Below are 20,983 nucleotides of genomic sequence, written 5' to 3' on the forward strand. Positions count from 1 at the left end.
AACCATTAAAAAACAAAACACAACACAAAGAACACAGTGTTCAAGCATCCCACACCATTTCGTCACGAAGACGCTCACACCCACTCTCCTTGATCCGTTAACAAGAACGGTGCCCCCCCCAAAAGAAGCTAACCAAACCTAATGGTTAGCAGTTATAAAAATAGTGGGGGTGGAACACATAGTCTTGTGGTGGTCATAGCGCCTAGGACACGCCCAGTCCCATCCCGAACCTGGAAGCTAAGCTAGGCAACGCTGATGGTACTACGCCCCAACGAGCGCGGGAGAGTAAGAAACCACCACAACCACATTAAACAGGAGGCCAAACCCACCAAGGGTTTGGTCTCCTGGCTATATATAGAAGTTATCGCTACACCAACGGTGGCTAGGCCGGGTTCAAGATTGGTGATAAACAAAGAAAAACTAAAGATAGGATAAGGACATGCGTATCGGCATAGTCACTGATTGCTACCCGCCACATATGGGGGGAATAGAAACTCAAACCTACAACCTAGCGCAGCGGCTAAAAGCAATTGGGCATGCCCCAGAAGTAATAACTGCCACTCGAGATGGATCTTTCGTCGGGCGCCGCATAGAAGATCAGATTCCGGTGCATCGTTTAGGCATGCCAACCATCGGGTTTACCCCAATGAATCCCTTTGCCGCCCCGCTATTTCGAGCTATTTTTCCCCGCTTCGATCTTTTACATGTACACGTAGGAGTCTTATCGCCATTTGCACACTTGGCTCTGCAAATCGCGGTCGGAAGCCAGATTCCCACTTTAGTTACCTTCCACTGTGAACTGGCCGCTTGGGCTCCCCTAATGCGCAGCGGCGGCTTCTTCAATCGCTGGGTAGAGGCGGGAATCCTGTTCTCTGGAGTTTCTTCACTCATGAACTCCCAAATTAACCAGTTGCTACCGCCCCAAAATCAGCAGTCTTGGCCGATAACCCCAAACGGAGTCGATACTGACTTTTGGTCTCCGCAGATCCCACCCCGCAGTTCGATATTTACCGGGCAGCAAGCAGGCACCTTAGAGCCAGGTACCGTAAATGGGACAAGTTCGCCATCTCGGGTCACTAACACTTTTAAGGCTGTCAGCGCTATTCGTTTAATGCCCCGCAAGCGGCCACTGGCGTTGATTAATTTTACGGAAAGAGTAAACCAAATCCTGGGCAGCCAAGGAAACTTACAGCTACAGATCTTTGGAGAAGGGACGCTACGACCCCTGCTGCGTACGCAACGGCAAGTTCGCGAGGGACAAGTTATCTTACCGGGGAGAGCGGATGCAGCCGGGCTTTTAAACGCTTACCGCCAGGCCGACTTTTTTATTACTTTATGTCTGCATGAAAGCTTCGGGATCGCAGCTGCCGAAGCGCGCGCTAGCGGATTACCCGTAATCGTAAGGTCACAAAGCCCCATAACTGACTTTATTAGCGACGGCGTAAGCGGTATTACCGCTGACAGTGACGAGAAACTGGCGGAAAAAACCGCCGCTGCCCTCTTAAATGGAAAACTAAATCAGCTGCGGGACAACTGCAAGAGCCAGCCCAGTCCGGTTTCCTGGCAGCGCTGCCTGGAGGCGACGCTAGCCGCCTATGAACAGGCGAAAGAGTATCGCCAGAAGAAATGACTTCACACCGTAAATAAATACAAGCAGAGCGGGCAATCTCTAACAGATTCGATAGGACTCCAGAGCACGATCTCACCGGGAAAAACTGTATCTTCTAGACCTGACCGGATCGAGAGGGCGAGCATGCCCGCGAAAAAATAGAGCTACTTTCCTTCGGCCTGCTTTTTTGCTGCCATAATCCCTTCCGCACGGCGCATAAAATCCGAGAGCCTACTGGCTGCAGCCACCACTGCTGGGCCGTGAATCCTGCCTGGTTGGCGTCCCATACGGTCAATCGGGCCAGAAACACTTAAAGCGGCTACCACTTTGCCCGAAGCCAGACGCACCGGCGCGGAAACTGAGGCCAACCCGGGTTCGCGTTCCCCGATAGATTGTGCCCAACCTCTGCGGCGGACTACCGACAGTTGGGTGGCGGTGAAGGAGGCTCCTTGTAAGCCGCGATGCAAGCGGTCAGGTTCCTCCCAAGCGAGTAAAATTTGTGCAGCTGAACCAGCCTTCATGGACAGTGCCGAACCAGTGGGAGTCGAGTCGCGCAGCCCCAAAGGAGACTCACAGCTAGCGACCACAATTCGCTGATCTCCCTGACGGCGATACATTTGCGTCGATTCTTGAGTATGATCGCAAAGCGCTTTCAAAATTGGACGTGCTGAAGCGAGGAGACGATCTTCCCCAGCAGCAGAGGCAAGTTCCCCAATTCGCGGACCTAGAATAAAGCGGCCATGCACATCTCGAGCTACGAAACGGTGATACTCCAAAGCAACGGCTAGACGATGCGCAGTAGGACGCGCCAGGCCAGTACTGTTCACCAGCTGAGCCAGGGTGCCGGGTCTTGCTTCTAGGGCACTTAGGACAAGAGTGGCCTTGTCGAGAACCCCAACCCCACTTCCTTCACTTTTATTGTCCATGTACTGATATTGCCATCTTACAGCATGGAATTCCAACTACACTTTCGAAAATAGACTGCAAATTTACTAGAACTAGATCGGGGAGGCACATATGGCTAAAACCCTAGCGGAAAAAGTTTGGGCTGCTCACGTGGTTAAACACGGCGAAAATGGGGCTCCCGATCTGCTATATATTGACCTCCATTTGTGTCATGAGGTAACTAGTCCGCAAGCTTTTGCCGGGCTGCGGATGGCGGGACGAAAAGTGCGCCGCCCCGACCTGACAATCGCCACCGAGGATCACAACACTCCCACAGTAGATATTGATTTACCGATTAAAGATCAGACCTCCGCCACCCAGATTCATACTTTGAGACAAAATGCTGCAGAGTTTGGAATCCGGCTGCACACCCTGGGGGACGCTGACCAAGGAATCGTGCACGTAGTTGGTCCGCAGCTGGGACTCACGCAACCCGGCATGACTATTGTTTGCGGTGATTCCCACACCTCTACCCACGGAGCTTTCGGAGCTTTAGCCTTTGGGATAGGTACTTCCCAGGTAGAACAGGTGTTAGCCACCCAAACTCTGCCACTTAAACCCTTTAAGACTATGGCGGTAAACATTCCAGGGAAACTGCGTCCCGGAGTCTATGCGAAAGACATCATTTTGGCGATCATCGCCAAGATCGGCACCGGAGGCGGGCAGGGCTACGTGATCGAGTATCGCGGAGAGGCGATTGAAAACCTCTCCATGGAAGGGCGGATGACCGTCTGTAATATGTCGATTGAGGCGGGTGCCCGAGCGGGAATGATCGCCCCTGACCAAACCACTTTTGACTATATTAAAGGGCGTCCTCATGCCCCTGGCGGTGAGCAGTGGGAAACCGCTACCCGCTATTGGCAGAGTTTACGCACTGATCCAGATGCCAAGTTTGACCGGGAAGTTACGATTCCCGCCGAAAGTATCGAACCTTTTGTAACTTGGGGAACTAACCCGGGGCAAGGGGTGCCGCTGAGCGGGAAAGTGCCAGATCCTGAGCAGCTGCGCACCGATAGTGAGCAAGACGCCGCCCGGCGCTCCCTATCCTATATGGGGCTAACCCCGGGTACTCTGATGCGCGAGATTAAAGTGGACACGGTTTTTATTGGCTCGTGCACCAATGGGCGTATCGAAGATTTACGTACGGTAGCCCAGGTTTGGAAAGGACGTAAAAAAGCTGAGGACGTGCGGGTACTAGTGGTGCCCGGGTCTGCGCGGGTGCGGTTACAAGCCGAGGCCGAAGGGCTGGATAAAATTTTCGCTCGCTTCGGGGCGCAGTGGCGCAACGCAGGTTGTTCGATGTGTTTAGGGATGAATCCGGACAAGCTGGGGGAGAAGGAGCGCTCGGCCTCCACCTCGAACCGGAACTTTGAAGGCAGGCAAGGTAAGAACTCACGTACCCATTTGGTTTCCCCGGCGATCGCGGCCGCCACTGCGGTGACCGGGCATTTATCAAGTCCGCAAGATTTACCGCAAGTAACCACCAGGAACGAGGATTAAATGATGGAAAAATTTATCTCCCATACTGGTATTGCAGCTCCCCTGCGCCGTTCGAATGTTGATACCGATCAGATTATTCCTGCCGTCTATTTAAAGCGGGTAACCAAAACCGGATTCGAGGACGGACTTTTCGCGGCCTGGCGACAAGATAAAGACTTCGTGCTTAATCTAGCTCCCTTCAGGAAGGCATCTATTTTGGTAGCCGGCCCAGATTTTGGGACTGGATCCAGCCGGGAACATGCAGTCTGGGCACTACGAGACTATGGTTTCAAAGTGGTTCTGGCGCCCAAGTTCGCCGATATTTTCCGGGGCAATTGCGAAAAAGATGGCATGGTGGCGGGGGTTATTAGCCAGGAAGACTGCCAGACGCTCTGGAAAATGTTAGAGGAAGAACCGGGTAGCACCGTTACCGTCGACCTAGAGCAACAAAGCGTTACCTGTGGAGCTTTTGCGTGCAGTTTCCAAATCGATAGCTATACCCGCTGGCGGCTGATGGAGGGGTTAGACGATATTGACCTCACCTTACGAGATGAGGACGCCATTAGTGCTTTCGAAGCAGCGCGGCCAGAGTTTTTGCCCCGCACCCTGCCGGCGAAACATTTACCACCGCGTAAGGTAGTTTCTGCGCGTGAAGTTCCGCTAGGAATCCCTGAGGTCAAGTAGCTTTCGGAGCTCCCTTGGTAGCGCTGGTTCCCCTAGTGAAAAATACTGGCGTTTTTTCCCCACTCCTGTTATTCGCTACCCGATATTTTGGTGCGATTTCCCTCGCCAAAAGCGCAATTCTTGCCAGGTGTCTGCCTGCAAGTGCGAGGGCGGGTACACTAGGCATATTGAGGAAAGCGGAAAAGGAAATAACAGGTGGAACCGGTTCTAGAAGTGCAAGGCGGACATCCGCTGACAGGCCGTATTAAGGTACGAGGGGCAAAAAACTTTGTCCCCAAGGCGATGGTGGCGGCGCTGCTAGGCACTACCCCTTCTATTTTGAAAAATGTGCCCCTAATCCGGGACGTGGATATCGTGTGCGGTTTGCTGGAACTGCACGGGGTGAAAACCGACTACGATTCGGACAGCGGACAATTGCTTATCGACCCCTCTAATGTAGAGGCCGCCCAGGTAGCCAGTATCGATACCTTGGCGGGATCGTCGCGGATTCCGATTCTATTTTGCGGACCGCTACTACACCGCCTAGGCGAAGCTATCATCCCGGATTTGGGGGGATGTGTGATCGGGGATCGTCCCATAGATTTCCACTTGTCTATTTTGCGCTCTTTCGGCGCCCAGGTAGATAAACTGGAATCGGGTATCCATATCGCCGCTCCCGAGGGGTTGCGGGGAGCGGTTATTGACCTGCCCTATCCTTCCGTAGGCGCCACTGAACAGACCCTGCTGGCAGGGGTGCAAGCCGAGGGGATCACAGAGCTGCGAGGCGCCGCCATTGAACCGGAAATCATGGATCTGATCAATGTGCTGCAAAAGATGGGCGCGATCATCAGCGTAGATACTGATCGCACTATTCGGATTGAAGGGGTAGAAAATCTGGAAGGATTTACCCACACCGCCCTCGCAGATCGGATCGAAGCAGCCTCGTGGGGATCTGCGGCTCTGGCTACTCACGGCGATATTTTTGTTGAGGGCGCTTCCCAACCGGAGATGATTACTTTCCTGAACATGTTCCGCAAGGTGGGGGGCGCGTTCTCGGTGGAACCTGACGGGATTCGCTTCTACCATCCGGGCGGAGAGCTCAAACCGATCGTGCTAGAAACCAATGTACATCCCGGTTTTATGACTGACTGGCAACAACCTATGGTGGTGGCTCTCACCCAGGCACAGGGGCTGTCGATTGTGCATGAAACCGTCTATGAACAGCGTTTTGGTTTTACCACGGCCCTAAATAAAATGGGAGCTCAAATCCAGCTGTATAGGGAGTGCCTAACCGGGTTAGCCTGCCGTTTCGGGCAAAGAAACTATTATCATTCGGCAGCTATTTCTGGGCCGACCCCGCTGCATGGCGCCGATATTACTATCCCTGACCTGAGGGGAGGATTCTCCCATTTGATCGCGGCACTGGCGGCGGAAGGAAAATCTACGGTGCGGGGAATCGATATGATTAGCCGCGGATACGAGCATTTCCTTACTAAACTGGGCGTCTTAGGTGCACAAGTCAAGCTGGAAAAATAAGGGGTAACTATGGCCGGTAAGTTTTCTCGCTTCTATAAGTTTTGTGTGTGCGTAGCGCGTATCCCCATAGGGGCGGTTACTCGCCGGCATTGGGAGGGGCAGGAAAACCTCCCCGAAAAAGGTGGGTTCGTAGCGGTAGGAAACCACATTTCCGAGTTTGACTCCATGACCCTGATGCACTTCATGACCAGTGCCGGCTATCCGGTGCGGGTTCTTTGCAAAGAGGAACTATTTAAAGTTCCGATCCTGGGATCGATTATGCGTTCCTGCGGACAAATTCCGGTTTACCGCGAATCCACCCACTCCCGGGATGCCTTAGCGGCTGCGATTGAGGGCTTGCAAGCCGGTGAATGCATAACCGTCTACGGGGAGGGGACCTTGACCCGGGATCCCGATTTTTGGCCGATGCGGATGAAAACGGGGGCAGCTCGGATGGCGCTGCGTGCACGGGTTCCGCTGGTGCCAGTAGTGCAATGGGGGGCGCAAGACGTGCTGGATCGTTACGCTCGCCGCCCAGATCTGAAGGGAAAAAAAGACGTCTGGGTTAAGGCCCTTCCGGAAGTAGACCTATCGGATCTGTATGACCGGGCTGAAGAACCAGAAGTTTGGTATCAGGCAACCGAAAGAATCGAAGAGGCGGTCTGCCGCGGGGTGGAACAACTTCGGGACGCAAAAATGCCGCACCGTCCGCTAGATCGCAAATCTGCCCGGATGCCTTCCAAGAAACAGTTAGGGGCAGCTGCTAAAGCATGGCGAGCGGATCATCCGGGAAAGCTGGTAACCGCGCGTAGCCTAGGCGAGCTTGACCAGTATTTAGCAGCAGCTAACGGCGCTAATCCGGCAACTCAGGAGGATAGCTGATAATGGCCACCTCTGCGGCTCGCAAAGTCGCCGTGCTGGGCGCAGGTGCCTGGGGAACAGTTTTTGCGCAGATTTTAGCGGATGCTGGCAATGAAGTGCGGATCTGGGCGCGGCGACCAGAACTAGCTGCCCAAATCAATGCGGGGGAAAATCCGCGTTACGTACCGGGAACCACTTTGCATGGGCTAAAGGCATCCAGTGACTTGCAATGGGTGTGTCAGGGCGCCGGAATGGTGGTGGTTTCTATCCCCTCCAACGGGGTACGTACTTTGCTCCAGCAGGTTCGGAGCTTCCTCCCTCTTAACGCCACCGTGATTTCCTTGGTAAAGGGGCTAGAAGCAGGCACTTTGCAAACTATGACTGAAGTAATCGCGGAGGCTGGCGGGATCCACCCCTCTCGAATAGTGGCGGTGTCTGGGCCGAACCTCTCCGGTGAGATTGCCTGCCACGAACCTACGGGAGCGGCGGTTGCGGGGGAAGATGCCTGGCGCGCCGGACTGGTGGCATCACGTATCCACACCCATTATTTCCGCCCCTACGTGGCCGAGGACATAGTTGGGGTAGAAATCGGGGGAGTGGTAAAAAACGTTATCGCCATGGCAGTAGGGGCTGCTGATGGTCTGGGGCTAGGGGTTAATTCCCGTTCCTTCCTAATTACTCGCGGTCTGGCAGAAATGGTGCGACTCGGGGTAGCGATGGGTGCCCAGCCAGAGACATTCCTGGGACTTGCCGGACTCGGTGATCTGGTAGCAACCTGTTCTTCGTCCTCCTCACGAAACTTTTCCTTTGGATATCGTCTGGGGAAAGGGATGAGCGTTTCGGAGGCGTTGGAGGCCTCGGCAGGTACGGTTGAAGGGGCACGCTCTTGCCCGGTAGTGCGCGATTTAGCGCATAAACATGGAGTTTCGATGCCGATTAACTCGGCTGCCTATCGGGTGATTAGCGGGAAACAAAGCTTAGAAGAAGCGTTAGTATCTTTGACTGCCGGGCCGCGGGTAACTGACGGCCCCAGTACACGAATGGTATAGAGAGGATCAACCGTGACGCAAAATAATCAAAACAAACCTCGGGTGTTAGTGCTGTTCGGAGGAGAATCGGGAGAGCATGGGATTTCTTGTGCGACCGCTGCCGGGGTGGTCGAAGCCATCGACCATGACCGTTTCGAGGTAGTCACCGTAGGGATTACCCCGCAGGGGCAGTGGGTGCCGGTAGATTTTAGTTCCGACCAGTTCCAGATATCTGATACCGGTGTCGCGGAAGTTCCTGCTGCCACGCGGCAGCTATTCTTATCCCCGGGCGATGGACACGTGGTGAGCCTGCCCACCCAGCTGGGGTCAGAGTTCTCCTTGAGCGATCTCGGGAAATTTGACGTAGTATTCCCGCTGCTGCATGGGCCTTTCGGTGAGGATGGAACCGTACAGGGACTGCTAGAAATGATGCACCTGCCGTATGTGGGATGTGGAGTGCTGGCATCGGCGGCTGCCATGGATAAACCCACCACCAAGGTGCTTTTGCATGAGGCCGAGCTTCCGGCCGGAAAATGGGAAACGGTGACTGCGGGGCAGTGGAAGTATGACCGCTCCGGGGTAATTGAGCGTCTGGAATGCCTGGGATTGCCAGTTTTTGTGAAACCGGCACGGGCTGGCTCCTCCCTGGGGATTACTAAGGTTAACGCCGCCGCTGACCTGGAAGCAGCGATCACCAAGGCGCAAGCGATAGATCCACGGGTGATCGTGGAACAAGAACTTACTGGTTTCGAGGTGGAATGTGCGGTGCTGCAGGGTGCAGACGGGCGTCCTCGTACCAGCGAACCGGGACGCATCGCCATGGGGGATGACGTGCCATTTTATGACTATAAAACCAAATATTTCGGGGAAGATACCGTCAGTTTAGAGATCCCGGCGAAGATTCCCGCGCATTTGGCTACTCAGGTGCGCGAGATTGCTGCCCAGGCTTTTGAAACCCTCGGATGTGAAGGGCTGGCAAGAGTTGACTTTTTTGTCGATCCGGAAAAAGATGCGGTGGTCATCAACGAAGTTAACACTATGCCCGGATTTACCCCATTTTCTATGTATCCCAAGCTGTGGGAACATATGGGCATTGGGTATTCCCAGTTGATGGAGGAACTTATTACTTTGGCGTTATCGCGTCCAGTGGGATTGAGATAAGTTATTTCAAAAGAATAGGGATCATTCCCTAGGCCAATGACGAGCAGAACAATTAGGGTTGGAGATATGGCGAAAAAACGCGTGACCTTAGTAACTTGTGCGCAGTACCCGGATCTGTCCGAGGACGAGGCCGGGCTAGTTGATGAACTGAACTCGCGGGGAGTAGATGCCCGGATCGCGATCTGGAATGACCCCCACGTAGATTGGGAGGAGGCGGGGGTATGCATTATCCGTGCCGTGCGGGATTACGCTACTAACCGCGAAGAGTTCGTGCAGTGGGCGCACCAGGTACCTCGCTTGTTAAATCCGGCGGATGTGACCGAGTGGGCAACCGATAAACACTACTTGCTCAATCTGCAAGATCAAGGGGTACCCGTGATCCCCACTACCTGGTTAGAGCCGGAACAGAATCTGAATAAGCACCAGGTGCACACGCGCTTTCCGGCCTATGGAGAGTTCGTGGTGAAACCAGCGGTCTCCTCCGGTGGTCGAGAAATGGGGCGTTATGACGCCAATAACGGTATGGCACGAATGGCGGCAGTAACCCACGCCAATCGCCTCCTGCAAGAGGGGCGCTCGGTGATGGTACAGCGTTACCTGTCAGAAGTTGATGAGCACGGTGAATACTCCTTGGTTTATCTGAACGGAGTTTTATCGCACTCGGTAGAAAAAGCCGCGATGCTCACCAATCCCAATACTACTGAGGTGCAGGCGCAAGAAACAGTAACCGGTAATCGGCAACCAAACTCTGACGAGTGGATTTTTGGGGAAAAGGTACGGTCGGCGATTCATCGCATGATTAAACAGCGCCTGGGGCACGATCAGCATTTGCTGTTTTTGCGGATTGATATTGTTCCTGACGGGAAGGGTTCCTATTATCTGATGGAAGTATCCCCGGTAGATGGTTCGCTTTATTTGCGTACCCGTGAGGACGGTATCGCTACTTTTGCTGACGCAATATGTAACCGCGTTTTTTGGTAACGCAGGATTCTTACCTGCAAAGATAGTAGGTGTGAGCGGATACATAGCCCACAAGCGTCGCAATAATTTCATCTGACGCCCCCGGTTAGATAAAGTGGGTATTCGTCGCTATGCGACAAATGGTGGCTGTAGTTCAGTTGGTAGAACGCCTGGTTGTGGTCCAGGAGGTCGCGGGTTCGAGCCCCGTCAGCCACCCCATACGGCAGCTGCCCTGCAGTTTGCCGCATAGGCGGTTCAAATGATTCCTTGAACTTGCGGTGGCAGATAACACACTGTCTGGACAGGGATTTTGTTTGAAAAATGCCGCCGGTATCGACTACCCTGGTTAGTCGGTGCTGGTTGTTTGGAAGACCGGCGGGGTTCGGTTTTCCGGACACAAGAAAATGTACGTGACTAAGGAAATGAGCAGCAAAGTGGTCTACGCGATCGTCAAGGCGGGCGGCCGTCAAGAAAAGGTCTCCGTCGGGGATGTAGTCGTCGTCGACAAGCTGGCAGCAGAGGTTGGCGACACCGTCGATTTCAAGCCAGTGATGGTAGTTGACGGTGACCAGGTCACCTCCGACGCCGCTGATCTAGAGAAAATCAAGGTAACGGCAGAGGTTTTGGAGCAGACTAAAGGACCGAAGATTCGGATTCTGAAGTTCAAGAACAAGACCGGATACACTCGCCGCATGGGCCACCGCGCTAAGCTGACCCAGGTAAAGATCACTAAGATCGCCTAACCTCAGGCAAGAAAGGAAAAGAAAATGGCACATAAGAAAGGGCTAGGTTCCTCTTCTAACGGCCGTGACTCTAACCCGCAGTACCTGGGGATCAAGCGTTACGGTGGAGAAAGCGTCAACGCCGGGGAGATCCTGGTTCGTCAGCGGGGAAGCAAATATCACCCCGGGACTAACGTGGGAATGGGCAAGGACGATACTCTCTTTGCTCTGGCCGCCGGATCCGTGGAGTTCGGTCGTCGGCGCGGTCGTAAAGTCGTAAACGTAGTTTCGGCTTAAAGTAAACCAAATACTTTTAACAGGTAGCGGGGTCGGGTGACGACCCCGCTACACTTGTATAGTGACCAGTGGGCGGTTGCTAGTTACTTTTCAGCCTCGGCTCTAAGGAGTAAGCATGGCCAGTTTTGTTGATCGAGTAAAAATCGATGTGACTGCCGGTAATGGCGGTAACGGCTGCGTCAGTGTCCGACGCGAGAAATATAAACCCCTGGGCGGCCCGGATGGGGGAGATGGCGGCCGCGGTGGCAGCGTATTCTTAGAGGTTAATCCGCAGTCCCATACCCTGCTCGATTATCACCATTTGCCGCATCGTAAAGCCACAAATGGCACTCCTGGGATGGGAGACAATCGTGAGGGTGCGAATGGCGAAGACCTGGTACTTCCGGTTCCTCCCGGAACGGTAGTTAAATCTGCAGCGGGTGAGATTCTGGCGGATCTACAAGGGGCCGGCTCGCGCCTGGAAGTAGCGCGCGGGGGTACTGGCGGTAAAGGCAATGCCGCGCTGGCTACCCGCAAGCGTAAAGCCCCGGGGTTTGCGCTTTTGGGGGAAGAGGGCGAATCTCGCGTCCTCATTTTGGAATTAAAATCGGTAGCGGATGTGGGGCTGGTCGGGTTCCCGTCCTCCGGTAAGTCTTCCTTAATCGGAGCTATTTCCGAGGCGAAACCGAAAATCGCAGATTATCCGTTCACTACTTTGGTGCCAAACCTGGGAGTGGTGCAGGCCGGAGATGAACGATTCACGGTAGCGGATGTGCCCGGCCTGATACCGGGAGCTTCCCAGGGGAAAGGACTGGGGCTGGACTTCCTCCGCCATATTGAGCGTTGCGCAGTGATTGCGCACGTGGTGGACTGTGCAAACATGGAGTCCGAGCGCAACCCGGTTGATGATATTAAAGCTTTAGAAGCTGAATTGGCGGCCTATGAAAGCGACCTGGATGAAGTATCAGGATACGTGCCTTTGGGGGAACGTCCGCGGGTAATCATTCTTAATAAGATGGATATTCCCGATGCCGCCGATATGGCAAAACTACAGGCGGAGGAACTAGCTAAGTTTGGTTGGCCAATGTATGCGGTTTCCGCAGTAAGTGGTCGCGGCCTGGAGGCTTTAATGTTTGCCTTGGCAGACATGGTTTTGCGGCTGCGCCAGGCGGAGCCAGCACGGGAAGTCCAGCCTTTGCAGGTATTACGACCGGCGGCCGTGGGGGATTCCGGCTTTACGATTACCAAGCAAAAAACTGGGCAAGGACTGGTTTATCAGGTGCGGGGAGAAAAACCTGAGCGCTGGGTGAAGCAGACTGATTTCGCCAATGATGAGGCGATCGGCTTCCTGGCGGACCGGCTCTACAACTTAGGGGTGGAAGCCGAGCTGCTCCAATCGGGTGCCAAGAGTGGAGACACAGTGGTTATCGGAGAGATGGAAGGGGGAGTGATCTTTGACTTTGAACCTTTACAATCTGCCGGTGCCGAGCTGCTAGGCGCCCGCGGGCAAGATCTCCGGCTAGAGGGATCGACGCGGCGTACTAACCAGGAGCGGCGCGAGCAATACCATCAAATGATGGATGGGAAAGAAGAAGCTCGCCGGAATCTACGTTTGGAAGCTGAACAGGGGTTGTGGACTGATCCCTCCGTTGACTAGGGGGATAATCTGTAAAGCTACTCGTTTCGTCGACAAAGCATTTACATAAGTCACGAAGAGCGGTAAAGGATATTAGGACTCGCTCACCTTTGGTAGGATTGGAGCTACCGGTCTAGCAGCAAAGCTGGCAAGAAGGGGTAGTTAATGGCGGTAGGCATCAGCGTCGCTGGCAGACGTGTCGGAGTCATGGGGGGTACCTTTGACCCGATTCATAATGGTCACTTGGTGGCAGCCTCTGAAGTGCAGCATCGCTATGAACTCGATGAAGTTATTTTCGTGCCGACTTCCACCCAGCCGTTTAAGAAGGGACGGCGGGTTACCGTGCCAGAACATCGCTATTTGATGACCTCGATTGCTACCGCCTCCAATCCGCGTTTTACCGTTTCTCGAGTGGATATTGAACGCGGGGAAATCACCTATACGGTGGACACCTTGCGGGATTTAAAACGGGAACGGTCTGGCTGTGACCTGTTTTTCATTACCGGAGCCGATGCCTTACGTAAAATCATGGATTGGAAAAACGCGGACGAACTGTTCGAATTGGCGCGATTCGTGGGGGTAACCCGCCCTGGTCACCGCTGGGTTAATACCGAAGAACTGCCCGCGGAGCGGGTATCTTTGCTGGAAGTACCCGCCATGGCTATTTCTTCTACCGACATCCGTCAGCGGGTGGCATCTGGGGCACCAATTTGGTACTTGACCCCGGATGGGGTGGTGCAATACATCGCGAAATATGGTCTTTATCGGGAGGATAACCACTGATGAGCGAAGCAGACTTTCCGAATCGCCCTTTGAAGCAGACTTATTCGCCGATTTCTAAGTACGGTCAGATTTCGATTGCTGAACAGCTGGCACGCCTGGAGGAGATCCGCACCGGAGGGCGCCGCCCAGCCTACCGTCCGCAGCCTCCTTCGCAAGAGTCGCAATGGGGGCAGATACAAGAGGGGTTCAGCCAGGTTGAGGGGGATATTTCTTGGCAGCTGCGGCAAGAATCATTAACCGCTGAACGGAAAACGCAACGCCAACTTAGTCCGGAACAAGATGGGCGCAGCTGGGTGCAAGAGTATCGGGAAAAACAGCAGATGCGGAAAGTCGCGCAGGAAGCGCGAGAAAGAGCAGAGGCCGATCTGCAGCGGATCTTAAAAGAACGAGAGGAAGCCCAAGCTTATGCCCGGGAGCAGGAACGTTTGGCAGCAGAGGCTGCAGAACGTTTACGCAAGTTAGAGGATGCCGAGCAGGAGGCTTTGCGTACTGCTGCCCGGGAGCAACAACGCCGGGAACAACGAGTTTTAAACACGCAGGTAGCGGAAGAAAAATCTGAAGCTGAGAAAATGGCGGAGCTATTGGCTTCGTTTCAAAACCTACAGGCGGGATCTGCGCAACCACCCGCAAGTGCCCCTGCAGCTCCAGCTGATGCTACGCCGCGGGTAGCAGAGGCGATGCCTCAAGAGGTCCAGCCGGTTCCGCAAGTGCCGTTGCAATCTCCGCCGCGAGACTCGCTAGCCGAATCTCATCCTCGCGCTGTTCCGCAGGAGCCGGCAGCCCCACTGACGCCAACTCCACAAGCGGAATCTCCCAGGCAAGCTCCTGCAGGGGCGGCGAGGACGCAGGTGGGGGTAGCTGCTGCTCCGGTAGATCTCGGGGAGCGGCAACCGCAGGCACCTTCACGTATATTTGCAGATGCCCCTGGTGGAACCGGTAAACCGGTTTATTCACCCGCAAATGCCGATGCAGGCTTTTCTGGCCCCACCCCAGGGGTGGGGGCTGCTCTGGATGCTGATACAACCCAACCCGTGAAAGTAAGCCCGATTGACGCCCTAGCTGATGAGGCCGATGACCGGGCACTGGCCGATAGTTTAGCTTTCGCAGCTACTAACAAGAATCTTGCGGCAACTGGCTCAGCTTCGGCTCCGGTTCAGACTCCGAAAACGCCGGCTCCTCGGCCCGCTAATGCTGCGCCGGCACCCGCAAATCCCGCTAACTCACTGCCTGGGGGACAGGTAGGAGCTGCGCGGCCGCAGTTAACAGCTCCGGTCGCTCCAGCTCCGCAAGTGCAGAACGCGCCGGCCGCTGCTACGAACGCGCAGACCACTCCGCAAACCTCCGCGCAGGTATCTGCATCTGGTGCGGCTAACTTATCTCCATTAAATCTTGCTGTCGATGAAGCTGGATCTGCTGCCGAGTTATTCCAGCAGGCCTTGGCGCAAAGCAATTTAGGTGCCACCAGGGATGCCCCGGTAGCTTCCCAGGCACTCGGTTCTGCGGGCAATACCGCCAGCCAGGTATCTGTGCGTCCGGCTCCAGCGCCCCCGAGCACTACTTCCGGGCAGCGTCAGGTCTCAGGCCTGGCCGCTCCAGCTCAGGTAGAGCCGCAGGTTTCGCAGGTACCGGCTACTCCTGCGCCCGCTCCTAGCGTGCAGCCCGCCTCGCCAGCTGTCAGAATTCCGGCTCAGGGTAACGTAGTGGCGCCGCCTGTTGTAGCGCAATCAGTGGCAACCCCTCCGATAGCAGAACTGGCGCAGCCAGCGCCAGCACCGGCTCCGGGAACCTTGCCAGGATCGCCTGCAACGCAGCCGGCTTATGCGCCTTCCGCGGCTCCGACGCTCCCAGCCTCAGCTCCGGCGCCTACAGCCGCTACGGCTACTGCCGCCAGTCCGACGGCGGCTTCGGATGCGGTTGTTAGCCCGACACCGGCAGCAGCAGCGGTAACCAACTCCGCGGAAGCTAAACCGAGCGAAGTCCCGTTCGCTTCCGCCGAAAGCGAGCCTCCTCAAGAGGAGAAAACCCGGTGGTGGCAGTGGAAACGGAAAGTAAAAAAAGCTGAGGCCCCGGAGCAGGAAGATACTCGCGCCGGGGCGTGGCAAGAATCCGCTGACGAGGAGAGCGAGGAAGAGCCACTAACGTTTATCCAAACGTTCTTGCGTTGGGTGCTTAGGCTATCTATCTTGCTGATCATTGCTTTGGGAATGGTACTTACTATGGATCGACCAGTGATTTCTCAAACGATGGGGCAGGATATCTTGCAAGCCGGTATCGTAGATAATGTAACCGTTACTCAAATATAGGAGTTCTTCTTGGTCGAAAAGCTTGACCCACGTCAACTAGCTGAAATCGCTGCCCAGGCTGCTGCCAGTAAACTGGCGACCGATGTGGTGGCGATTGATGTTCACGAGCAAACTATTATCACGGATATTTTCGTGATTTGTTCAGCTGATAATCCCCGCCAAGCGCGCGCGATTATGAATGAAATCGATCATGCCTGTCACGACGCGGGTGCTGATCCGACCACGATTGAGGGGAATGATGAATTCCGGTGGGTACTTATGGAGCTGCCGGGGGTAATCGTGCATATTTTCCTGGCTGAAGAGCGCGAATATTACGGGCTGGAACGGCTGTGGAATGACTGCCCGCGAATCGAGTTACCTGATTTAGAGGAGGCAGCCCAGGCAGAGCAGGCTCGGGTAGCTGTCCAAGAACCGCCGCAGGATGCTGCAAGTTTGATCGTAGGACTCGATTAGGGAAATCATGGCGAAGAAAATTGTCCTTTGGCGACATGGTCAAACTGACTATAACCTGCAAGGACGGGTACAGGGACAGGTGGATATTCCTCTTAACCAGGTGGGAATAGCCCAGGCAGCGGCGGCCGCGGAAGAGCTAGTTAAACTCAAGCCTGAGCGGATCGTATGTTCTGATTTGCGGCGCGCTCAGGATACGGGACAGGCTTTGGCTGATATTTGTGGCGGGAGCGTTGATTTTCTGGTTGATGAGCGCCTGCGCGAGCGTGCGTTTGGAGATTTTGAGGGTCTGTCGGTGAAAGAACTGCAAGATCGTTTTGCGGCGCGTTATGAAGAATGGCGGGGAACCGGGGAATCTCCCTTGGCGGGTGTAGAGTCGCGCGGTGAAGTGGGTTCCCGGGTTGCCGAATGCGTTAGTGACCATTTTGACGAGGTAGAGGGCGCCTTAGTGGTGGTGTCTCATGGGTCAGCTTTGACGCAGGGATTGGTGAAGATTCTGGGCTTGGATCCTTTGGCCTGGCAGGGGCTGCGAGGTTTAGATAATTGCCACTGGTCCACGGTGATTCCTTACTCGCGTAAGCCGGGATGGCGTCTGGTCTCCCACAATATTGGAGCTCCCGAGGTTCCCGGTTCGGCGCTACCGTCTCTCGCTTAACTGGTTGTGGCAGGATTTGAGCTGTCAGAATAACGAGTATGTCGGAATACACAGGCGAGCGATTTGAAGTAAAGGCTCACTGTTAGTTAAAGTTATCTGGTGCCTACCGAACAGGCTTGTGAAGGTGGGACATAGCTTTAGGGGCTATAGCGCAGTTGGTAGCGCGCTTCCATGGCATGGAAGAGGTCGCGGGTTCGATTCCCGCTAGCTCCACTACGAGCACACTGAATTGATACAATTGCGCAAAACTAGGGTTTTGCGCAAAGGTGCGCGCAAAATTTGAAAACGCGCGTAAAATCTAAAAGTCCTGCTCACAGACATAAAAATAGGGCTGACTACTTCAACGGTGGTCAGCCCTATTTCGCTTTGCGCGGGGTGCTAAAGTTTGTGGCTCCAGTATCCGGTGAGCGCGAATGTGGCGATGAGTTGGAATGCTGCTGCGCTTTGGAGGGCAATGAATGCCGTAATGCTGAATGCGCCCACGATAAGTGACGCGCCAACGAGCACCATGGAGAGCACAGTGATGACGGGTCTTCCAGATTTCATGCGAATCGCCGCTTCTCGCTCGTCATTTTCACGAATGTAGGCGGACTGCAATATTTCGTCATTGCGCATTTTTCCAAGATTCACGCCCATGTATCCCACACAGATAAGTTCAAAAATGATTCCGGCGACGGTGATGATGTTGACGATTGGTGTTCCCGGCACATTTGCGCGCAGGAAGACGTTCCCTAGGGCACTAAAAGCGAGACCGAGAATAACGAAGATCAGTGCCAGGGCCTGACGTTTCTTCAGTTCGTTGCGGTATTGCTCGAGTTCGTTCATTTTGATTTCTCCAGGTTTGTAAAGTCGAAGACGTCCTCAATGGTGCGGCCAAAGTAGTGGGCAATTTTGTACGCCAAGGGTAGAGAAGCCACGTACTTTCCGGTCTCAATCGAGGTGATTGTTTGCCGGGTGACACCAACGGCAGTTCCGAGCTCTTCTTGTGAGAGCTTTCGTTCTTTTCGTAGTTGTGGGATTTTTGTGCGCATTCCGTTCCTTTATGCAAAGCGTCCTTTACATAAAAAGATTAGCTAACTTTGCATTAAATGACAAGCTCGCTTTGCGTTCAGTATTGCAATGGTAATTTCGTACCGTCGGCAAAGATTACGCTCGCCTCGCCTGATGGTGTGATCTGGATGCGTTGGCAAAGAGCATGCAGGGTTGCTCGGTCAAAGTCGTGGCTGAGGGTGGCGTTTTGGATGGTTTTCTTAAACCTAGTGAGTTTGGCTTTGATGCCTGCGCGGCGCTCAATCTCCGCCGTGGTTGCCTGATATGCAGCAATAGCTTCACGTTGGCGGGTTTTGAGCTGGGTGAAGCGCTCTTGGTAGTCGTCTTGGTTTTGGGAGTGATGAGCGTTGTGGGTTATGGCTTGGTTAATGAGTTTGGTGGTTACCTCGATTTCACTTGCTTGCTGTAAGGCTTGTTCTTCCAAATCGGTGGTGTCTGATGTGGTGGTAATTAGGTAGTCCCAGTCGATGAGCTGCTGGCTTTTGATGAGCTGGGCGAGCGCTGTTTGGAAGATTGTTTGCAGTTGACTATCGCGTAGTACGGGCATTTTCTTTGGGTGAGGAACTGTGAATTTCTGGTTGCATTGCCAGATGATAGCCCGGTATTTATCAGTGGAGTGCCAGGTTTTGCTGCCGTAGGCTGAGCCGCAGTGGGTACAGTAGACCATACTGGTGAAGGCTCTTTCGCGCCGGCCTTGGTTCGTGTTTTTTGCTAGCTCGTAGCGCACGAGTTCCCAGGTTTCAGGGGCGATGATGGCTGGATGAGAGCCGGTCACGTAATATTGTGGGACTTCGCCTTCATTGGCTTTGCGTTGCTTGGTGAGGAAATCTACGGTGAAACGCTTTTGCAAGAGTGCGTCGCCTTTGTATTTCTCGTTGGTGAGGATGGAGTGGATGGTGGTGTGGCTCCATTTGTGTTTACGCCGAGGGGTCAGTATTCCGTCAGCGTCTAGTGAGGCTGCGATCTGTGGAATGCTCATGCCTTCGAGGTATTGGCGGTAGATCCGGCGCACGATTTCGGCTTGCTCAGGATTGATGACAGGCTTGCCGTTCTCGCCGCGATCGTAGCCGAGAAAGTTACCGTAGGGCATATAAACTTTGCCGTCTTGGAAACGCTTCCTGTGACCCCAGGTGACGTTCTCGGAGATAGATCTGGATTCTTCCTGGGCAAGGCTCGACATGATGGTGATTAGCAGTTCACCTTTGGAGTCGAGGGTCCAGATATTTTCTTTCTCGAAAAACACCTCCACACCTTTATCCTTCAACTTCCTAACCGTTGTGAGGGAGTCGACGGTGTTGCGAGCAAACCGGGAGACGCTTTTGGTGACGATCAAGTCGATTCTTCCTGAGAGAGCGTCAGCTATCATGCGGTTGAATCCCTCCCGGTGTTTCGTGGAAGTGCCAGAGATTCCTTCATCAGTGTAAATAGCAACGTATTGCCAGCCGTCGTGGTTTTTGATGTAGTGCTTGTAATAATCCACCTGTGCCTCATACGAGTTCGCCTGGTCAGTATCGTCGGTGGAGACGCGAGCATAGCCAGCAACGCGGCGTAGCTGCTGGCCACTAATCGTGGTTGTAGTGGAGTGTAAGGGTTTGGTGGAAGGGATAGTGGTAATCCGTGGCATCAGGCAGTTACCTCCTCACCGGTGCGGCAGTTAATCATGGTGGTGTTCCCACTGCTGAGGTGGATTGTCAGGAGCCAGTTCGGGCTGGCCTTAATCCGTTCGATTCGATCAACCACCTGCTGGTCGTCCCAAGCATGAAGCCCAAGCAGGCGTTTGATGATGGTGTGCAGGTTTTCTTCTCGTAGTTGATGAGCATGACAGGGGTTGCCCTTGCCTTTCGTGGCGGTTTCGCACCACCAGTATTTATAAGTCGAGTGTGCCAAGCGGCGGGTACGCCGATGATAGTTCCTGCCACAGATAGTGCAGGTGATGCGGTGTGTAAGAGCGCTACTGCCACCGGTTGGGGTCAAGCCGCGTCCGCCCGTGGCACGCCGCCTGGCTAGCTCTGCTTGAACGGCGTCAAAAACGCTACGCTCGATAATCGGCGGGTGGGAGTCTTCCACAATATATTTATCCAGCTCGCCACGATTCAGAGTTGGTGTGTTATCTCCGGCGTGAGCACTGAAGTACTGTTGCAAGATTGCGGTACCGATATAGGTGGGGTTCTCCAGCCAATCGCGGGTCACCGAGGCACTGAACTTGCCGCCACCACGTGAACGCAAACCCTCTTGGTTCATTTGTTTGCAGGTTTTCTCCGGGCTGATACCTTCAAGAAACTCAGCAAACACACGCCGCACAATCACGGCTTCTTCTTCAATAATGTCGAGCTGGCCGTGGTGGTAGAGGTATCCGTAGGGGTGGCGCGAATGCAACAGACCATCCTTGTACTTTTTACGGATGCCCCACTTCGCATTAGCCGAGATAGATTCGGATTCAGCTTGCGCGAACGAGGCTAGTAAAGTGAGAAGGACTTCGCCCTCAGCGTTAGCGGTGTCGATGTTTTCACGTTCAAAACGCACTGAAACTCCAGCGGCTTTCAACGCTCGCACAGTGCTTAGTAGGTCGACGGTGTTACGAGCGAACCGCGAGATGGATTTGGTGAGAATAATGTCGATACTCCCTGCGAGTGCTTGCTCGATCATCTGGTTGAACTCGCCGCGCCCCGTGGTAGATGTACCTGTCGTTGCGTAGTCGCTGTAGACCCCGGCGTATTCCCAGCCCGGGGTGTTCGTGATGAGCTTGTTGTAGTAGGAGACCTGGGCAGAGAACGAGTGAGTGAGGCGCTCGGATTCGCGTGAGACCCGTACATATGCCGCCACCCGCGTGAGCCGTAGTTGGGTGGGTTTGGGTGGTAGTTTGCAGATCTCCATGCGCGTCTCCTTG

General features: G+C 54.3%; 20 protein-coding genes, 2 tRNA genes and 1 rRNA gene. 18 read left to right on the forward strand and 5 right to left on the reverse strand.

What is annotated here, in order from left to right; all coding sequences use genetic code 11:
• The first annotated feature begins 185 nt into the window (after positions 1-185).
• Positions 186-302 (forward strand): 5S ribosomal RNA (rrf, locus tag F605_RS0107510).
• A gap of 137 nt (positions 303-439) precedes the next feature.
• Positions 440-1,630: a glycosyltransferase family 4 protein gene (locus tag F605_RS0107515; RefSeq protein WP_022865272.1), complete on the forward strand. Its 1,191-nt coding sequence runs from the start codon at positions 440-442 to the stop codon at positions 1,628-1,630.
• 143 nt (positions 1,631-1,773) lie between these two features.
• Here F605_RS0107515 and F605_RS0107520 read toward each other — a convergent pair whose 3' ends face one another.
• On the reverse strand, positions 1,774-2,535 hold the full coding sequence (locus F605_RS0107520) for an IclR family transcriptional regulator (protein ID WP_022865273.1): 762 nt from the start codon (positions 2,533-2,535) through the stop codon (positions 1,774-1,776).
• Between the two features lie 91 nt (positions 2,536-2,626).
• Here F605_RS0107520 and leuC point away from each other — a divergent pair, with 91 nt between their 5' ends.
• The 16 genes from leuC (at position 2,627) to F605_RS0107600 (ending at position 17,259) form a co-directional block, all read left to right on the forward strand.
• Positions 2,627-4,054 (forward strand): 3-isopropylmalate dehydratase large subunit, encoded by a 1,428-nt coding sequence (gene leuC, locus F605_RS0107525; protein ID WP_022865274.1) that lies wholly within the window; start codon positions 2,627-2,629, stop codon positions 4,052-4,054.
• Positions 4,055-4,057: 3 nt separating this feature from the next.
• Complete coding sequence (leuD, locus tag F605_RS0107530) at positions 4,058-4,717, forward strand: 3-isopropylmalate dehydratase small subunit (protein WP_027723698.1); 660 nt, start codon at positions 4,058-4,060, stop codon at positions 4,715-4,717.
• 195 nt (positions 4,718-4,912) lie between these two features.
• Complete coding sequence (murA, locus tag F605_RS0107535; RefSeq protein ID WP_022865276.1) at positions 4,913-6,232, forward strand: UDP-N-acetylglucosamine 1-carboxyvinyltransferase; 1,320 nt, start codon at positions 4,913-4,915, stop codon at positions 6,230-6,232.
• Positions 6,233-6,241: 9 nt separating this feature from the next.
• On the forward strand, positions 6,242-7,093 hold the full coding sequence (locus F605_RS10515) for a lysophospholipid acyltransferase family protein (protein WP_022865277.1): 852 nt from the start codon (positions 6,242-6,244) through the stop codon (positions 7,091-7,093).
• Positions 7,094-7,095: 2 nt separating this feature from the next.
• Complete coding sequence (locus tag F605_RS0107545) at positions 7,096-8,121, forward strand: NAD(P)H-dependent glycerol-3-phosphate dehydrogenase (protein ID WP_022865278.1); 1,026 nt, start codon at positions 7,096-7,098, stop codon at positions 8,119-8,121.
• A gap of 12 nt (positions 8,122-8,133) precedes the next feature.
• On the forward strand, positions 8,134-9,261 hold the full coding sequence (locus tag F605_RS0107550) for a D-alanine--D-alanine ligase family protein (protein WP_022865279.1): 1,128 nt from the start codon (positions 8,134-8,136) through the stop codon (positions 9,259-9,261).
• A gap of 66 nt (positions 9,262-9,327) precedes the next feature.
• Positions 9,328-10,242 (forward strand): ATP-grasp domain-containing protein, encoded by a 915-nt coding sequence (locus F605_RS0107555; protein ID WP_022865280.1) that lies wholly within the window; start codon positions 9,328-9,330, stop codon positions 10,240-10,242.
• Between the two features lie 122 nt (positions 10,243-10,364).
• Positions 10,365-10,440: transfer RNA gene (locus F605_RS0107560), tRNA-His, on the forward strand.
• 203 nt (positions 10,441-10,643) lie between these two features.
• Complete coding sequence (rplU, locus tag F605_RS0107565) at positions 10,644-10,964, forward strand: 50S ribosomal protein L21 (RefSeq protein ID WP_040765508.1); 321 nt, start codon at positions 10,644-10,646, stop codon at positions 10,962-10,964.
• 24 nt (positions 10,965-10,988) lie between these two features.
• Complete coding sequence (gene rpmA, locus F605_RS0107570) at positions 10,989-11,240, forward strand: 50S ribosomal protein L27 (RefSeq protein ID WP_022865282.1); 252 nt, start codon at positions 10,989-10,991, stop codon at positions 11,238-11,240.
• A gap of 115 nt (positions 11,241-11,355) precedes the next feature.
• Entirely contained in the window at positions 11,356-12,876 is a 1,521-nt protein-coding gene (gene obgE, locus F605_RS0107575) for a GTPase ObgE (RefSeq protein ID WP_022865283.1), read from the forward strand.
• A 144-nt stretch (positions 12,877-13,020) separates the two neighbouring features.
• A complete protein-coding gene (gene nadD, locus F605_RS0107580) occupies positions 13,021-13,638 on the forward strand; it encodes a nicotinate-nucleotide adenylyltransferase (protein ID WP_022865284.1) in 618 nt (205 codons plus the stop codon).
• The gene (locus tag F605_RS0107585; protein ID WP_022865285.1) at positions 13,638-15,941 is read left to right on the forward strand and encodes a hypothetical protein; all 2,304 of its coding nucleotides are present in this window, start codon (positions 13,638-13,640) and stop codon (positions 15,939-15,941) included. The genes nadD and F605_RS0107585 overlap by 1 nt, the downstream gene beginning before the upstream one ends.
• 9 nt (positions 15,942-15,950) lie before the next feature.
• Positions 15,951-16,394: a ribosome silencing factor gene (gene rsfS, locus F605_RS10520; RefSeq protein ID WP_022865286.1), complete on the forward strand. Its 444-nt coding sequence runs from the start codon at positions 15,951-15,953 to the stop codon at positions 16,392-16,394.
• 7 nt (positions 16,395-16,401) lie between these two features.
• On the forward strand, positions 16,402-17,046 hold the full coding sequence (locus tag F605_RS0107595) for a histidine phosphatase family protein (protein ID WP_022865287.1): 645 nt from the start codon (positions 16,402-16,404) through the stop codon (positions 17,044-17,046).
• Between the two features lie 140 nt (positions 17,047-17,186).
• A tRNA-Ala gene (locus tag F605_RS0107600) sits at positions 17,187-17,259 on the forward strand.
• 165 nt (positions 17,260-17,424) lie between these two features.
• On the opposite strand, the gene F605_RS0107605 is transcribed toward F605_RS0107600, so the two are convergent.
• The 4 genes from F605_RS0107605 to F605_RS0107620 all read right to left on the reverse strand — a co-directional run bounded on the left by F605_RS0107605 (position 17,425) and on the right by F605_RS0107620 (position 20,970).
• Positions 17,425-17,871 carry a hypothetical protein gene (locus tag F605_RS0107605; RefSeq protein ID WP_022865288.1) on the reverse strand — a complete coding sequence of 149 codons (447 nt, stop codon included), beginning with the start codon at positions 17,869-17,871 and terminating at the stop codon, positions 17,425-17,427.
• A complete protein-coding gene (locus F605_RS0107610) occupies positions 17,868-18,077 on the reverse strand; it encodes a helix-turn-helix transcriptional regulator (RefSeq protein WP_022865289.1) in 210 nt (69 codons plus the stop codon). Before F605_RS0107610 ends, F605_RS0107605 begins: the two co-directional genes overlap by 4 nt.
• A 77-nt stretch (positions 18,078-18,154) precedes the next feature.
• Positions 18,155-19,720, reverse strand: a complete 1,566-nt coding sequence (locus F605_RS0107615; RefSeq protein ID WP_022865290.1) for a recombinase family protein — start codon at positions 19,718-19,720, stop codon at positions 18,155-18,157.
• Entirely contained in the window at positions 19,720-20,970 is a 1,251-nt protein-coding gene (locus F605_RS0107620) for a recombinase family protein (protein ID WP_022865291.1), read from the reverse strand. The genes F605_RS0107615 and F605_RS0107620 overlap by 1 nt, the downstream gene beginning before the upstream one ends.
• Between the last annotated feature and the right edge of the window lie 13 nt (positions 20,971-20,983).

The sequence above is a fragment of the Varibaculum cambriense DSM 15806 genome (assembly GCF_000420065.1).
Classification (GTDB): domain Bacteria; phylum Actinomycetota; class Actinomycetes; order Actinomycetales; family Actinomycetaceae; genus Varibaculum; species Varibaculum cambriense.

What these genes read in the sequence shown, in the direction of transcription:
- leuD (WP_027723698.1), top strand. Translation starts at nt 4,058, where the DNA reads ATGGAAAAATTTATCTCCCATACTGGTATTGCAGCTCCCCTGCGCCGT.
- F605_RS0107555 (WP_022865280.1), top strand. Translation starts at nt 9,328, where the DNA reads ATGGCGAAAAAACGCGTGACCTTAGTAACTTGTGCGCAGTACCCGGAT.
- F605_RS0107615 (WP_022865290.1), bottom strand. Translation starts at nt 19,720, where the DNA reads ATGCCACGGATTACCACTATCCCTTCCACCAAACCCTTACACTCCACT.
- F605_RS0107520 (WP_022865273.1), bottom strand. Translation starts at nt 2,535, where the DNA reads ATGGACAATAAAAGTGAAGGAAGTGGGGTTGGGGTTCTCGACAAGGCC.
- F605_RS0107515 (WP_022865272.1), top strand. Translation starts at nt 440, where the DNA reads ATGCGTATCGGCATAGTCACTGATTGCTACCCGCCACATATGGGGGGA.
- F605_RS0107585 (WP_022865285.1), top strand. Translation starts at nt 13,638, where the DNA reads ATGAGCGAAGCAGACTTTCCGAATCGCCCTTTGAAGCAGACTTATTCG.
- rpmA (WP_022865282.1), top strand. Translation starts at nt 10,989, where the DNA reads ATGGCACATAAGAAAGGGCTAGGTTCCTCTTCTAACGGCCGTGACTCT.
- F605_RS0107595 (WP_022865287.1), top strand. Translation starts at nt 16,402, where the DNA reads ATGGCGAAGAAAATTGTCCTTTGGCGACATGGTCAAACTGACTATAAC.
- rplU (WP_040765508.1), top strand. Translation starts at nt 10,644, where the DNA reads ATGAGCAGCAAAGTGGTCTACGCGATCGTCAAGGCGGGCGGCCGTCAA.
- F605_RS0107620 (WP_022865291.1), bottom strand. Translation starts at nt 20,970, where the DNA reads ATGGAGATCTGCAAACTACCACCCAAACCCACCCAACTACGGCTCACG.
- leuC (WP_022865274.1), top strand. Translation starts at nt 2,627, where the DNA reads ATGGCTAAAACCCTAGCGGAAAAAGTTTGGGCTGCTCACGTGGTTAAA.
- F605_RS0107605 (WP_022865288.1), bottom strand. Translation starts at nt 17,871, where the DNA reads ATGAACGAACTCGAGCAATACCGCAACGAACTGAAGAAACGTCAGGCC.
- F605_RS0107610 (WP_022865289.1), bottom strand. Translation starts at nt 18,077, where the DNA reads ATGCGCACAAAAATCCCACAACTACGAAAAGAACGAAAGCTCTCACAA.
- F605_RS10515 (WP_022865277.1), top strand. Translation starts at nt 6,242, where the DNA reads ATGGCCGGTAAGTTTTCTCGCTTCTATAAGTTTTGTGTGTGCGTAGCG.
- nadD (WP_022865284.1), top strand. Translation starts at nt 13,021, where the DNA reads ATGGCGGTAGGCATCAGCGTCGCTGGCAGACGTGTCGGAGTCATGGGG.
- F605_RS0107545 (WP_022865278.1), top strand. Translation starts at nt 7,096, where the DNA reads ATGGCCACCTCTGCGGCTCGCAAAGTCGCCGTGCTGGGCGCAGGTGCC.
- obgE (WP_022865283.1), top strand. Translation starts at nt 11,356, where the DNA reads ATGGCCAGTTTTGTTGATCGAGTAAAAATCGATGTGACTGCCGGTAAT.